This is a genomic window from Streptococcus sp. 2741 (assembly GCF_013276315.1).
Classification (GTDB): Bacteria; Bacillota; Bacilli; order Lactobacillales; family Streptococcaceae; genus Streptococcus; species Streptococcus pseudopneumoniae.
In genome coordinates, this window is sequence record NZ_VMKU01000032.1 from 1 (window position 1) to 12,947 (window position 12,947).

Genomic DNA, 12,947 nt, shown 5'->3' on the forward strand with positions numbered 1-12,947 from the left:
TTTGAGGTTGCAGATAAAGCTGACGTGGTTTGAATTTGATTTTCGAAGAGTATCAGTAAATACTTTTATTCTGTTCTGTCCATGAAACCAACATACTTACGTTTCAATAGGTAACCCTCCAATTGCTTGATTCCTTCGATACCTGTAGAGATAATGATCAAGAGACTTGTTCCACCAAAGGCAACAACATCAGAAAGACCAAATACATCTTTAGCTGCAATCGGTAAAATGGAAATCACACCAAGGAAGAGGGAACCAACCGTTGCAAGACGACGAAGAAGTTTAGACATATATTCTTCTGTACCTTTACCAGGACGAACTCCATGGATATAGGCACCGCTCTTTTGTAGGTTCTCTGCCGCTTTTTCAGGATTAATCTGTACAAACGTATAGAAGAATGTAAAGAGAATAATCAACAAAGCATACATGGCAATACCAGTTGGAGAAGTGGTTGCCAACATCTCTTGTGCTACCCTTACCCAAGCCCAATCATGACCTGTGGCGCTCAAAAACTGAAGAATCGCCGCAGGCGCTGCAGTAATGGAACTGGCAAAGATAACAGGGATAACTCCAGCAGGGTTTACCTTCAATGGAAGGTAAGAGCTAGATGGAGCACCTTGTGCAACCTTAGTATATTGGATTGGAATTTTGTATTCTGCTTGTTGAACATAAGTTGTAAAGTAAATGATCAACAATACAGTAATAATCAAAATGATTACGAAAATGATAGATGAAGTGATCCGGCTACTTGGGACGTTCACAAAGTAGTCCACATAGATGCCCTGAATCATCTCTGGAATTGAGGCAACAATCCCGGCAAAGATAATCATAGAAACACCATTTCCGTATCCCTTATCTGTAATTTGCTCTCCCAACCAAGTGACAATCATACTACCAGCTGTTAAGATGATACCAATCGTCAGAAAAACTTGGGGAGTTAAAGCAGTTTTAATCAATTGAGCTCCAGCCAAGGTATTAAAACCAGCTGTAATCCCGATAGATTGCACAAAGGCTAGACCAAGGGCAATATAACGAGTAGCTTGGTTCAATTTTCTTCGACCTACTTCCCCTTGTTTTCCCCACTCTACAAATTTCGGTAAAATATCCATTTGTAAGAGTTGGACAACGATAGAAGCAGTAATATAGGGACTAACTCCTAGGGCAAAAATCGAAAAGTTTTTTAGGGCATTCCCCGACACCAAGCTCAACATGTTTAAGAAGGATAATCCACTTAAAGCATTCAAGCTATTGGCATTCACACCAGGAACTGTAATGCTAGTTCCGATACGAAAGACCAAAACGATAAAAATTGTAAATAAAATTTTTGATCGAACCTGCTTGACTTTAAGAGCTTCTCTTAATAATTTAAAAAACATAGGTCACCTCTCTTAGATGACTTCTACTGAACCACCTTTAGCAGTGATAGCTTCTTCAGCTGATTTAGAGAATTTAGCTGCTTTCACAGTCAATTTCTTAATCAACTCACCGTTACCAAGAATTTTAATACCTGACTTTTCAGCTTTAACAATTCCTGCTTCGATAAGAACAACTGGAGTTACTTCAGCACCATCTTCAAAGACGTTCAATTGGTCAAGGTTCACAATTGCGTATTCTTTAGCGTTGATGTTAGTGAATCCACGTTTTGGAAGACGACGGAACAATGGAGTTTGTCCACCTTCAAAACCAAGGCGAACTCCGCCACCGCTACGAGCTTTTTGACCTTTTTGACCACGACCAGATGTTTTACCGTTACCTGATGAAGTACCACGACCAACGCGGTTACGTACTTTACGAGAACCTTCTGCAGGTTTCAATTCATGAAGTTTCATTTTTATTTTCTCCTCTTTTGTAAAATGCTAGCGCCGATAAGGGAGAAAAGGTTGTCTCCCCCATCAACTCGCCTATACGACGTCATCATAGATGACTATATCTAGTTTTAGGGGATGGTATAGTGCACATCCCCTAAAAATTCATTAGTTTACTTCTTCAACTGTTACCAAGTGAGATACTGCAGTGATCATACCACGGATAGCAGCGTTATCTTCTTTAATAACAGAGCTGTTCAATTTGCCAAGTCCAAGTGCTACAACAGTTTTACGTTGTGATGGAATGCGTCCGATTGGAGACTTAGTCAAAGTAATTTTAATTTGAGCCATTTTATCCCCTTTCTTATGCCAAATCAGAAACTGAAATACCACGAAGGGCAGCAACTTCTTCAGCGCGTTTCAATTGTTTCAAACCTTCAACAGTTGCACGAACAATGTTGATTGGAGTGTTAGAACCAAGTGATTTAGATGTAATATCTGCCACACCTGCCAATTCCACAACGGCACGAACTGCACCACCAGCGGCAACTCCAGAACCTTCTACAGCAGGTTTCAACAATACTTTAGCTCCACCGAATTCTGAAAGAACTTCGTGTGGGATTGTTGTTCCAACCATAGGAACTTCGATCAAGTTTTTCTTAGCATCATCTACTGCTTTACGGATTGCTTCTGGAACTTCTTGAGCTTTACCAGTACCAAATCCTACGCGACCGTTGTGGTCACCAACAACAACAAGAGCTGCGAAACGAAGACGACGTCCACCTTTAACAACTTTTGTAACACGATTGACAGCAACTACGCGTTCTTCTAATTCAACTGCATTGTCTTTAAATGCCATTTTCTAGTGTCCTCCTATTAGAATTTCAATCCGTTTTCACGAGCTGCATCAGCCAAAGCTTTCACACGTCCGTGATATAGATATCCACCGCGGTCGAACACCACTTCTGAAATACCTTTAGCGTTTGCACGTTCTGCAACGAGTTTACCGACAGCAACAGCTTGTTCAGTTTTAGTTCCTTTTGAAACTTCTTTATCAAGAGTTGAAGCACTTGCGAGCGTTACACCCGCTACGTCATCAATCACTTGAGCGTAGATGCCTGTATTAGAACGGAATACGTTCAAACGTGGGCGATCAGCAGTTCCAGAGAGTTTTCCGCGAACGCGACGGTGGCGTTTTTGGCGGAGTTTGTTTTTATCTGGTTTTGAAATCACAGTTTTCACCTCTTTAGTTTTAAATCGTGTGCTATGCACAAAGTTGGAAAATAGGTTGGTGGTTGAGAATCAACCACTCAACATTATTTACCTGTTTTACCTTCTTTACGGCGAACGAATTCACCAACGTAACGGATACCTTTACCTTTATATGGTTCTGGTGAACGAAGGCTACGTACGTAAGCAGCTGTTTGACCAACTACTTCTTTTGAAATTCCGCTAACAACGATTGTTGTTGGGTTTGGAAGTTCAAAAGTAATTCCTTCTGGAGCTTCAACTTCGTCTGGATGAGATTTACCAACAGCCAAAACAAGTTTAGATCCTTGAAGTTGTGCACGGTAACCAACCCCGCGCATTTCAAGTTCTTTCTTGAATCCTTCTGATACACCAACAACCATGTTGTTCAAAAGGGCACGAGTAGTTCCGTGGATAGTTTTCATTTCTTTTGAATCGTTTGGACGGTGAAGAGTTACTTCAGTACCTTCCACACGGATTTCAATATCTTTTGAGAACTCACGAGTAAGTTCTCCTTTAGGTCCTTTTACAGTTACAAGGTTGTCATTGTTAGTGATTTCAACACCAGCAGGCAACACGATAACTTTATTACCAATACGTGACATGTTTATTTTCTCCTGTTAAATTGTCAGGCCAGAACGGCCAGTTTTCACGGGGCTAAATCGATTTCTCGATTTAAAGGAACATTTAGGTTTCAATTTCAAAGTGAATCTAGGCATCGTCTCGCAGGCATAACTTTGGGTTAGGCAAGAGACGATAACGAAGAGTCACAAAGAAATTGGGAGCTAAATATTACCAAACGTAAGCGATAACCTCACCACCAACATTCTTTTGGCGTGCTTCTTTATCAGTAAGCAAACCTTCAGAAGTTGAAAGGATAGCAATTCCAAGTCCGTTAAGAACTTTTGGAAGGTCTTCACGTTTTTTGTAGACACGAAGTCCTGGTTTAGAAATACGTTTCAAGTTAGTGATAACTTTTTCACCGTTTGGTCCGTATTTAAGAAATACACGGATGATGCCTTGTTTGTCATCTTCGATGATTTCAACGTTTTTTACAAAACCTTCGCGTTTAAGGATTTCAGCAATCCCTTTTTTGATGTTTGATGCAGGTACTTCAAGTACTTCGTGTTTAGCTTGGTTAGCGTTACGAATACGAGTTAGGAAGTCTGCGATTGGGTCAGTCATAACCATTTTGTTTTTCTCCTCTTACTAGTAGTTTGCAAGTTGCACTTGCTAGTTAATACATGATACAAAGAGCGTAACAGCAAGAGCAAAAATAGGCAATTTGATGCAGGAGCGATGCTCCAAAGAAAATTGGTCTTTTTTTTGCCAAAGCCGTAGCTCGTGTTCAAATTGGCTAGCCCAACTGAACCCGGGCTAAACTCTGTGTGAAAAAGATAAACTTTCCTAGAAACCTCAGTTTCTTCGTCAAGTTTCCTATTTTCACTTAGAGTTTTGACGCCCTTGATATCTTAAATTACCAAGATGCTTTTGTTACACCAGGAATTTGACCTTTATGCGCAAGTTCGCGAAAAGCGATACGACTCAGACCAAATTTGCGGTAAACTGAATGTGGGCGCCCCGTAACTCTACAACGATTATGTAAACGAGTCGGTGAGGCGTTGCGAGGTAATTTAGATAAACCTTCATAGTCCCCTGCTGCCTTTAATGCAGCACGTTTTTCAGCATAACGGTCAACAATTTTTTGGCGTTTAGCCTCTCTAGCTACCATTGATTTTTTAGCCATTAGATTTACCTCCTATATTATTTTGCAAAAGGCATTCCAAGGCCTGTAAGCAATGCACGTGACTCTTCGTCAGTGTTAGCAGTTGTTACGATAACAATGTCAAGACCACGAGTTTTGTCAACGTCATCGAAGTTGATTTCTGGGAAAATCAATTGTTCTTTCACACCAAGTGTATAGTTTCCGCGTCCATCAAATGATTTTGTTGGAACACCGTGGAAGTCACGTACACGTGGAAGTGAAACTGAAACCAATTTATCCAAGAATTCGTACATCCGTTCACCACGAAGGGTAACTTTTGCACCGATCGCAACACCTTCACGAAGACGGAAGCCGGCGATTGATTTTTTAGCTTTAGTGATAAGTGGTTTTTGACCTGAGATAAGTGCCAATTCTTCAGCAGCTTTTTCAAGGCTTTTAGCGTTTGATACAGCTTCACCAACACCCATGTTCAAAACGATCTTATCTACTTTAGGCACAGCCATCACTGATGAGTAGTTGAATTGTTCTGTCAAAGCAGGAACTACTTCATTAAGATATTTTTCTTTTAAACGATTTGCCATTATACTTCTCCTTTCCTTCGTGATTAATCAAGCACTTCGCCTGTTTTTTTGTTGTAGCGAACTTTTTTACCGTCTACAAATTTGTAACCAACACGACCAGCTACACCATTTTTGTCCAAAACTTGAACGTTTGATACATGGATAGCTGCTTCTTTCTCGATGATACCACCTTGAGGAAGCTCGTTAGTTGGACGTTGGTGTTTCTTAACGATGTTAACACCTTCAACGATAACTTTGTTTACTTTTGGAAGGGCAGTAAGGACAACAGCTTCTGTTCCCTTATCTTTACCAGCGATTACGCGAACTTTGTCGCCTTTTTTTACAAACATTAGGTTTCTCCTTGATTTTTCTTACGCCCATAAGGGCACCCTAGCTTGAAGCTAGGGGACTAGTTTGTTTGTTTTTGCTCTTCGAAAATCAAAGCAATCCTTCGTCAGTTTCAACTCACCTAACTTAAGTTATGCTTTCGTTTTACTTCCTAGACTTGTTTTAATTTTCTTTGAGCAACCAATTAAAGTACTTCTGGAGCAAGTGACACGATCTTCATGAAGCCACCTTCACGCAATTCACGTGCAACTGGGCCAAAGATACGTGTTCCGCGAGGAGTTTTGTCTTCACGGATGATAACTGCTGCGTTTTCGTCAAATTTGATGTATGAACCATCAGCACGACGAGCACCTGATTTAGTACGAACGATAACTGCTTTAACAACGTCACCTTTTTTAACCGCACCACCAGGAGTAGCTTGTTTTACAGATGCCACGATAACATCACCGATGTTTGCAAATTTACGTCCTGAACCACCAAGAACTTTGATAGTCAAGATTTCGCGAGCACCGCTGTTGTCTGCGACTTTCAAACGAGTTTCTGTTTGAATCATTTCAGTTTTCTCCTTTCAGGTTTGATTAGATGATGACCGCTTCTTCAACAACTTCTACAAGACGGAAACGTTTTGTAGCTGAAAGCGGGCGAGTTTCCATGATACGTACGATATCGCCTTCTTTGGCAACATTGTTTTCATCATGAGCTTTATATTTTTTAGAGTAGTTAATACGTTTACCATAGACTGGGTGGTTACGTTTTGTTTCAACTACAACTGTGATTGTCTTGTCCATTTTGTCAGATACAACACGTCCAACAAGAACTTTACGATTATTGCGTTCCATTGAAATTTCTCCTTCCCTAGTCTATTATTTCGCTTCAGATTGAACTGTTTTGATACGAGCGATTTGTTTTTTAACTTCTTTCAAGCGAGCTGTTTGTTCCAATTGACCAGTAGCAGCTTGGAAACGAAGTTCAAACAATTCTTTTTTCAATTCGTTTTCGCGCTTCGCGAGTTCTTCTTGAGAAAGACCACGAAGTTCTTTAACAAATTCTTTTACTTCATTAAGTTTCATGCCTTCTCCTTATTCTGCTTCACGTTTTACGAATTTACATTTAACTGGCAATTTGTGGCTAGCAAGTCGAAGCGCTTCACGTGCAATCTCTTCAGATACACCAGCGATTTCGAACATCACTTTACCACGTTTAACTGGTGCTACCCAACCTTCAGGTGCCCCTTTACCAGATCCCATACGCACACCGATAGCTTTAGCAGTGTATGATTTGTGTGGGAAGATTTTAATCCAAACTTTACCACCACGTTTCATGTAACGAGTCATGGCGATACGAGCAGCTTCGATTTGGCGGTTAGTGATCCAGTGGCTAGTTGTAGCTTGAAGACCGTATTCACCGAATGCTACTTCTTTTCCACCTTTTGCTTCACCGCGCATTTTTCCACGGAACTCACGACGGTGTTTAACACGTTTAGGTACTAACATTGGTTATTTACCTCCTTTAGTGTTTTTACGAGCTGGAAGAACTTCACCACGGTAGATCCATACTTTAACACCAAGTTTACCGTATGTAGTATCTGCTTCTTCCCAAGCGTAATCGATATCTGCACGAAGTGTGTGAAGCGGAACAGTTCCTTCAGAGTATCCTTCAGCACGGGCGATATCTGCACCGTTCAAACGACCTGATACTTGAGTTTTGATTCCTTTAGCTCCAGCACGCATTGCACGTTGGATTGCTTGTTTTTGTGCACGACGGAAAGCAACACGTTGCTCCAATTGACGAGCAATTCCTTCACCTACAAGGTGAGCATCCAAATCAGGTTGTTTGATTTCGATGATGTTGATGTGTACTTGTTTTCCAGTCAATTTGTTAAGTTTTGCACGGAGTGCATCAACGTTAGCACCACCTTTACCGATAACCATACCTGGTTTAGCAGTGTGAAGTGAAACGTTAACTTTGTTTACTGCGCGTTCGATTTCAATAGTTGAAACTGCTGCGTCAGCAAGTTCTTTTTGAACGAATTTACGGATTGCAAGATCTTCATGAAGGTAATCCGCGTATTCTTTTTCAGCATACCATTTGGCATCCCAATCACGGATGATGCCGACACGCATACCAATTGGATGTACTTTTTGACCCACGATTTTACCTCCTTATTTTTCTGCAACAGCTACAGTGATGTGAGCTGTACGTTTGTTGATTGGTGAAGCTGAACCTTTCGCACGTGGACGGAAACGTTTCATAGTTGGTCCTTCGTTTGCGAATGCTTCAGATACTACCAAATTAGCTTTATCCAAACCAAAGTTGTTTTCAGCGTTAGCTACAGCTGAGTTCAAAACTTTCAAGATGATTTCAGCAGCTTTGTTTGGAGTGAATGTCAAGATTGCGATTGCATCGGCTACGCTTTTACCACGGATGTTATCAAGAACAAGACGTGATTTACGAGGTGAAACACGTACTGTACGAGCCATTGCTTTAGCTGAAGTAATTTCTGCCATTTATGTTCTCCTTATTTTCTACGTGTTTTCTTGTCGTCTGCAGCGTGACCTTTGTAAGTACGAGTTGGTGCAAATTCACCAAGTTTGTGACCTACCATGTCTTCTTGGATGTAAACAGGTACGTGTTTACGTCCGTCATAAACTGCAATAGTGTAACCAATGAAACTTGGGAAGATCGTTGAACGACGTGACCAAGTTTTAATAACTTTTTTCTTTTCGTCGTTAGCTTGAGCTTCAACTTTTTTCATCAAATGCTCATCGACGAAAGGTCCTTTTTTAAGACTGCGTCCCATTTTTATATTTTCTCCTTTAAATGTTGTACCACAGCGGCTTGCGCTCACATGGAGCGCTACCGAGCTGGCGGATTTACTAGTTGCTTAAGCGACTAGTTTAATATTATTTCTCGTTGCGACGACGAACGATAAGTTTGTCAGATTTCGCTTTCTTATTACGAGTTTTAAGACCAAGAGCAGGTTTGCCCCATGGAGTAGATGGTGCTTTACGACCAACTGGTGCTTTACCTTCACCACCACCGTGTGGGTGATCGTTAGGGTTCATTACAGAACCACGAACTGTTGGGCGGATACCTTTCCAACGGCTACGTCCCGCTTTACCAAGGTTTACAAGTCCGTGTTGTTCGTTTCCGACAACACCAACTGTAGCACGGCAAGTTCCAAGAATCATACGAACTTCACCTGATTGAAGACGAACAAGAACGTATTTACCTTCTTGACCCAATACTTGAGCAGATGCTCCAGCAGCACGTACCAATTCACCACCACGACCTGGTTTCAATTCGATGTTGTGGATCAAAGTACCAACTGGGATGTTAGCAAGTGGAAGAGCGTTTCCGACTTTGATATCTGCTTCTGGACCTGAAACGATACGTTGACCTACTTCAAGACCTTTTGGAGCGATGATGTATGCTTTCACACCGTCAGTGTAGTGTACAAGAGCGATGTTTGCAGAACGGTTTGGATCGTACTCGATTGTTTTAACAACCGCTTCAACGTTGTCTTTGTTACGTTTGAAGTCAACCAAACGGTAGAAACGTTTGTGTCCACCACCTTGGTGACGAACAGTGATACGACCGTTGTTGTTACGACCAGCCTTGCTCTTCAATGCAACAAGCAATGATTTTTCAGGAGTGCTTGTTGTGATTTCAGCGAAATCCAAAGAAGTCATATTACGGCGACCGTTTGTTGTTGGTTTATAAACACGAATTCCCACGATATTTCCTCCTTAGATTATTCAGCTTCAGCAGCAAACAACTCGATTGCTTTTGAATCAGCTGTAAGTGTGATGATAGCTTTTTTAGTTTTGTTAGTAAAACCAGTGTAACGTCCAACACGTTTAGCTTTTGGTTTTACGTTGATTGTGTTAACATTAGCAACTTTAACACCTTCGAAAGCAGCTTCAACAGCTTGCTTGATCAAAAGTTTGTGTGCACGAGTGTCAACTTCAAATACATATTTTCCTGCTTCAAGTTGAGCCATTGAGCTTTCAGTGATGACAGGTTTTTTGATAACATCATACAAATTCATTATGCAAGAACCTCCTCGATTTTAGAGATAGCTGCTTGAGTAACAAGAAGTTTGTCACTATTTGCGATGTCAAGAACACTTGCAGTTGTAGCAGTCGCAACTTTCACGTTTGGAAGGTTACGAGCTGAAAGAGCTGCGAATTCGTTTCCTTCTTCAAGAATAACAAGGACTTTAGAATCGATGCTCAAAGCTGCAAGAACTTTTGCAAATTCAGCAGTTTTTGGAGCTGTAAATTCAAGAGAATCAACGGCTACAAATTTATTTTCAGCAACTTTTTCTGAGTAAACAGATTTAAGCGCAAGGCGACGAACTTTTTGAGGAAGTTTGTACGCATAGCTACGTGGAGTTGGTCCGAAGACGATTCCACCACCACGCCATTGTGGAGAGCGGATAGAACCTTGACGAGCACGTCCAGTTCCTTTTTGACGCCATGGTTTGCGTCCGCCACCTGAAACAGCTGAGCGGTTTTTAACTGCGTGAGTTCCTTGACGAAGGCTAGCACGTTGGCTGATGATCACATCAAACACAACAGATTGGTTTGGTTCGATACCAAAGATTGCATCGTTAAGAACAACTTCGCCAGCTTGTTTACCAGTTTGGTCGAATAATGTTACATTTGCCATTTTGACTGTATTCCCCTTTCCTTATTATTTACCAGCTTTAACTGCTGACTTGATAGTGATAAGAGATTTCTTAGCACCTGGTACGTTACCTTTGATAAGGATAACGTTCTTTTCTGGAACAACTTGTACAACTTCAAGGTTTTGAATTGTTACGCGGTCACCACCCATACGTCCTGCAAGGTTTTTACCTTTGAATACGCGGTTAGGTGCAACAGGCCCCATAGAACCTGGACGACGGTGGTAACGAGAACCGTGAGCCATTGGTCCACGTGATTGTCCGTGGCGTTTGATAACACCTTGGAAACCTTTACCTTTAGAAGTACCAGTTACGTCAACAACGTCTCCAGCTGCGAATGTTTCAACTGTGATTTCAGCACCAACTTCCAAGCCTTCAACGTTTTTGAATTCACGAATGAAGCGCTTAGGAGCCGTGTTAGCTTTCGCTACATGTCCTTTAGCAGGTTTGTTGCTCAATACTTCGCGTTTGTCATCGAAACCAACTTGGATAGCGTTGTATCCGTCTGTTTCAACAGTTTTAACTTGAAGAACAACGTTTGGAGTTGCTTCAATAACTGTTACAGGGATCAATTCGCCAGCTTCAGTGAAGATTTGAGTCATTCCCACTTTTTTCCCTAAGATTCCTTTTGTCATGAGAAAATAGTTCCTTTTCTATATTTTTTATTCAAAAAGTTTTTAACGAGCGTTTTTTATGCTCAGGTCTAAGATACAAAGGGCGTCAAACTCAAAGTGAAAATAGGAAACTGACGCAGTGTCTAGCAGACACTAGGAAGTTTATCTTTTTCACACCGAGTTTAGCCCGTGTTCAATTAGATTGAAACACCAGCCTCTGCTCTTTTTTATATTTTAGATTAAAGTTTAATTTCTACGTTTACACCACTTGGAAGATCCAATTTCATCAAAGCATCAACTGTTTTTTGAGTTGGGTTAACGATATCGATCAAACGTTTGTGTGTACGCATTTCAAATTGTTCGCGAGAGTCTTTGTATTTGTGAGTCGCACGAATAATTGTGTAGAGGCTACGTTCAGTTGGAAGTGGGATTGGACCCGCAACTTGTGCACCTGTACGAGTAGCTGATTCTACGATTTTTGCAGCCGCTGTGTCAAGCGTACGGTGTTCGTAAGCTTTCAAACGGATACGGATTTTTTTGTTTGCCATTTTTTTCTCCTTTTCGTCTATTTAAGATAATAGGCTAGCTCCACAAGAAAACCGACGCGGCGTTGCGTGGCAATGCAACCGAGCGTGTCGCAACCTCTTGCATCAAAGCTAAAGCTGTAATTTACAGCACCATAATAGAATAACACAAAGCCCCTGCGATTGCAAGGGATTTGTTAGGTTTTTTTCTTTTTTTTGGGATGAAATCGCTTTTGATGAAAAGTTTTACAAAAAATCAAGAAATAAAACAGCGAAAGCGTTGTCAAATTAAAAATAATAGAGTATAATAAGAGATGTAAATATAATTTAAAAAATAGGACAAACCAAAACAAAAACGGAGGGGGAGATGTTTTAAGAAAAAATTATTATACCTTCATTGAGAGGACTAATTTTAGTTCTCAAAAATATTGGTAGAATTTGTGGGAGTTTAGCAAGCTCTCGCCAATGAATGAAATTAGTTAAGATGTTGTAAATGGAACTATAAACTAGATTTTCTTCAATAAGATTGGAATGTGAGTAAGCTATGATTAGAAAAAAATTTTTATTAGCGATTATTGGGATTATTTTGCTATTTTTGGGGTATTGGGGCTGGAAAGTATATCAAGACAGTACAAGAGAAATTATTCCACTAGAGTCTTTACAAGTAACGGTAATAAAAACCGATAAAGATTATTCTATATCTGTTAAAGCAGATTTAGATAATTTTGAACAACTCTCAAATTATCAAGCAATACAAATAAGTAATGATGTCTATTTATATTTTATGAAAACGAAGGCAATTTTTAAAAAAAATACAGTAGATGCAGATTTATCAAATATCTTGGTTGGCAATATAAACCAAGCCATCAACAACATATATGTCGTTAGTGGCAATGATATTATCGTTAAATTTAATGATAGTAAGTATAATCACATCAATGTTTTGAAGTATACTGATAGAAAATTGTTGCTTCGTTTAAATTAAAAAGCGCATTACTTAATAAGAAAGGAAAAAATATGTTAAGAAAATTTAAATCATTAATATTTCTGTCTCTTGCTTCACTATCTCTTATTTCTGGGACTGCTGCATTCGCCGCACAAGGTTCATGGTTTTCTAATTTCCAATTTGACGTAAACGGTGTTTCAGGAGTAGGGACCTCTAATTCTTTTAATGAGGTAGGTCACTTTACTTTTAGAGTAATCCGAGCAGATGGTTCTTGGATTGGCTATAGTAATCACACAATAGGGCCTAATCAATCAGCTTCTAATAGTTACTGGGGGCAACCTGCTTTAGATAGACAGGGGCAAGTTATTATAAACAATAGATATTGGCATACACCTTGGTTTAATTCATAAAAACTTTATGTGTCTGAATATTAGTACTTTTGGCTAATGTCTAACCCTTCAAAATAGCAAAAATAAAAGTTGAGTT

Annotated in this window: 24 protein-coding genes; 2 read left to right on the forward strand and 22 right to left on the reverse strand. The window is 40.1% G+C overall.

All coding sequences use genetic code 11. The features are described 5' to 3' along the window. Positions 1–65: 65 nt before the first annotated feature. From secY to rpsJ, 22 genes are all read right to left on the reverse strand, one after another. Positions 66–1,376: a preprotein translocase subunit SecY gene (gene secY, locus HT671_RS03905; protein WP_000465393.1), complete on the reverse strand. Its 1,311-nt coding sequence runs from the start codon at positions 1,374–1,376 to the stop codon at positions 66–68. Positions 1,377–1,388: 12 nt separating this feature from the next. Continuing rightward, positions 1,389–1,829 (reverse strand): 50S ribosomal protein L15, encoded by a 441-nt coding sequence (gene rplO / locus HT671_RS03910; protein ID WP_000766086.1) that lies wholly within the window; start codon positions 1,827–1,829, stop codon positions 1,389–1,391. A 144-nt stretch (positions 1,830–1,973) separates the two neighbouring features. Beyond that, a complete protein-coding gene (rpmD, locus tag HT671_RS03915) occupies positions 1,974–2,156 on the reverse strand; it encodes a 50S ribosomal protein L30 (RefSeq protein WP_000057241.1) in 183 nt (60 codons plus the stop codon). Between the two features lie 13 nt (positions 2,157–2,169). After that, a complete protein-coding gene (gene rpsE, locus HT671_RS03920) occupies positions 2,170–2,664 on the reverse strand; it encodes a 30S ribosomal protein S5 (protein ID WP_000874202.1) in 495 nt (164 codons plus the stop codon). Positions 2,665–2,681: 17 nt separating this feature from the next. Next, the gene (gene rplR, locus HT671_RS03925) at positions 2,682–3,038 is read right to left on the reverse strand and encodes a 50S ribosomal protein L18 (RefSeq protein ID WP_000624044.1); all 357 of its coding nucleotides are present in this window, start codon (positions 3,036–3,038) and stop codon (positions 2,682–2,684) included. Between the two features lie 83 nt (positions 3,039–3,121). Next, positions 3,122–3,658, reverse strand: a complete 537-nt coding sequence (gene rplF / locus HT671_RS03930) for a 50S ribosomal protein L6 (RefSeq protein WP_000086622.1) — start codon at positions 3,656–3,658, stop codon at positions 3,122–3,124. A gap of 187 nt (positions 3,659–3,845) precedes the next feature. Further along, positions 3,846–4,244 carry a 30S ribosomal protein S8 gene (gene rpsH / locus HT671_RS03935; protein ID WP_000245503.1) on the reverse strand — a complete coding sequence of 133 codons (399 nt, stop codon included), beginning with the start codon at positions 4,242–4,244 and terminating at the stop codon, positions 3,846–3,848. A gap of 286 nt (positions 4,245–4,530) precedes the next feature. Further along, positions 4,531–4,800: a 30S ribosomal protein S14 gene (gene rpsN / locus HT671_RS03940; RefSeq protein WP_001085703.1), complete on the reverse strand. Its 270-nt coding sequence runs from the start codon at positions 4,798–4,800 to the stop codon at positions 4,531–4,533. A 17-nt stretch (positions 4,801–4,817) separates the two neighbouring features. Next, complete coding sequence (gene rplE / locus HT671_RS03945; RefSeq protein WP_000013542.1) at positions 4,818–5,360, reverse strand: 50S ribosomal protein L5; 543 nt, start codon at positions 5,358–5,360, stop codon at positions 4,818–4,820. A gap of 23 nt (positions 5,361–5,383) precedes the next feature. Beyond that, positions 5,384–5,689, reverse strand: coding sequence for a 50S ribosomal protein L24 (gene rplX, locus HT671_RS03950; protein WP_054388102.1), 306 nt, complete (start codon positions 5,687–5,689; stop codon positions 5,384–5,386). Positions 5,690–5,871: 182 nt separating this feature from the next. Then, positions 5,872–6,240 carry a 50S ribosomal protein L14 gene (rplN, locus tag HT671_RS03955; protein WP_000616545.1) on the reverse strand — a complete coding sequence of 123 codons (369 nt, stop codon included), beginning with the start codon at positions 6,238–6,240 and terminating at the stop codon, positions 5,872–5,874. A 25-nt stretch (positions 6,241–6,265) separates the two neighbouring features. Continuing rightward, positions 6,266–6,526, reverse strand: a complete 261-nt coding sequence (rpsQ, locus tag HT671_RS03960; RefSeq protein WP_000440801.1) for a 30S ribosomal protein S17 — start codon at positions 6,524–6,526, stop codon at positions 6,266–6,268. A 24-nt stretch (positions 6,527–6,550) separates the two neighbouring features. Next, entirely contained in the window at positions 6,551–6,757 is a 207-nt protein-coding gene (gene rpmC / locus HT671_RS03965) for a 50S ribosomal protein L29 (RefSeq protein ID WP_000772918.1), read from the reverse strand. Positions 6,758–6,766: 9 nt separating this feature from the next. Further along, positions 6,767–7,180: a 50S ribosomal protein L16 gene (gene rplP, locus HT671_RS03970; RefSeq protein WP_000960946.1), complete on the reverse strand. Its 414-nt coding sequence runs from the start codon at positions 7,178–7,180 to the stop codon at positions 6,767–6,769. A gap of 3 nt (positions 7,181–7,183) precedes the next feature. Beyond that, a complete protein-coding gene (gene rpsC / locus HT671_RS03975; protein ID WP_000529936.1) occupies positions 7,184–7,837 on the reverse strand; it encodes a 30S ribosomal protein S3 in 654 nt (217 codons plus the stop codon). A 12-nt stretch (positions 7,838–7,849) separates the two neighbouring features. After that, positions 7,850–8,194 (reverse strand): 50S ribosomal protein L22, encoded by a 345-nt coding sequence (rplV, locus tag HT671_RS03980; RefSeq protein WP_000818137.1) that lies wholly within the window; start codon positions 8,192–8,194, stop codon positions 7,850–7,852. A gap of 11 nt (positions 8,195–8,205) precedes the next feature. Further along, positions 8,206–8,487, reverse strand: coding sequence for a 30S ribosomal protein S19 (gene rpsS / locus HT671_RS03985; RefSeq protein WP_000533766.1), 282 nt, complete (start codon positions 8,485–8,487; stop codon positions 8,206–8,208). Between the two features lie 103 nt (positions 8,488–8,590). Beyond that, positions 8,591–9,424: a 50S ribosomal protein L2 gene (gene rplB, locus HT671_RS03990; RefSeq protein WP_000512910.1), complete on the reverse strand. Its 834-nt coding sequence runs from the start codon at positions 9,422–9,424 to the stop codon at positions 8,591–8,593. A gap of 17 nt (positions 9,425–9,441) precedes the next feature. Then, positions 9,442–9,738, reverse strand: coding sequence for a 50S ribosomal protein L23 (locus HT671_RS03995; protein WP_001055347.1), 297 nt, complete (start codon positions 9,736–9,738; stop codon positions 9,442–9,444). Then, positions 9,738–10,361, reverse strand: a complete 624-nt coding sequence (gene rplD, locus HT671_RS04000; protein ID WP_000024549.1) for a 50S ribosomal protein L4 — start codon at positions 10,359–10,361, stop codon at positions 9,738–9,740. Before rplD ends, HT671_RS03995 begins: the two co-directional genes overlap by 1 nt. 24 nt (positions 10,362–10,385) lie before the next feature. Then, positions 10,386–11,012, reverse strand: a complete 627-nt coding sequence (rplC, locus tag HT671_RS04005; RefSeq protein WP_000160197.1) for a 50S ribosomal protein L3 — start codon at positions 11,010–11,012, stop codon at positions 10,386–10,388. Between the two features lie 218 nt (positions 11,013–11,230). Next, positions 11,231–11,539 (reverse strand): 30S ribosomal protein S10, encoded by a 309-nt coding sequence (gene rpsJ / locus HT671_RS04010; protein WP_001284513.1) that lies wholly within the window; start codon positions 11,537–11,539, stop codon positions 11,231–11,233. Between the two features lie 520 nt (positions 11,540–12,059). Here rpsJ and HT671_RS04015 point away from each other — a divergent pair. Both HT671_RS04015 and HT671_RS04020 read left to right on the forward strand, forming a co-directional pair. Further along, positions 12,060–12,500 carry a hypothetical protein gene (locus HT671_RS04015; protein ID WP_050222809.1) on the forward strand — a complete coding sequence of 147 codons (441 nt, stop codon included), beginning with the start codon at positions 12,060–12,062 and terminating at the stop codon, positions 12,498–12,500. A 32-nt stretch (positions 12,501–12,532) separates the two neighbouring features. Then, a complete protein-coding gene (locus tag HT671_RS04020; protein ID WP_050222808.1) occupies positions 12,533–12,871 on the forward strand; it encodes a hypothetical protein in 339 nt (112 codons plus the stop codon). Positions 12,872–12,947 lie beyond the last annotated feature (76 nt).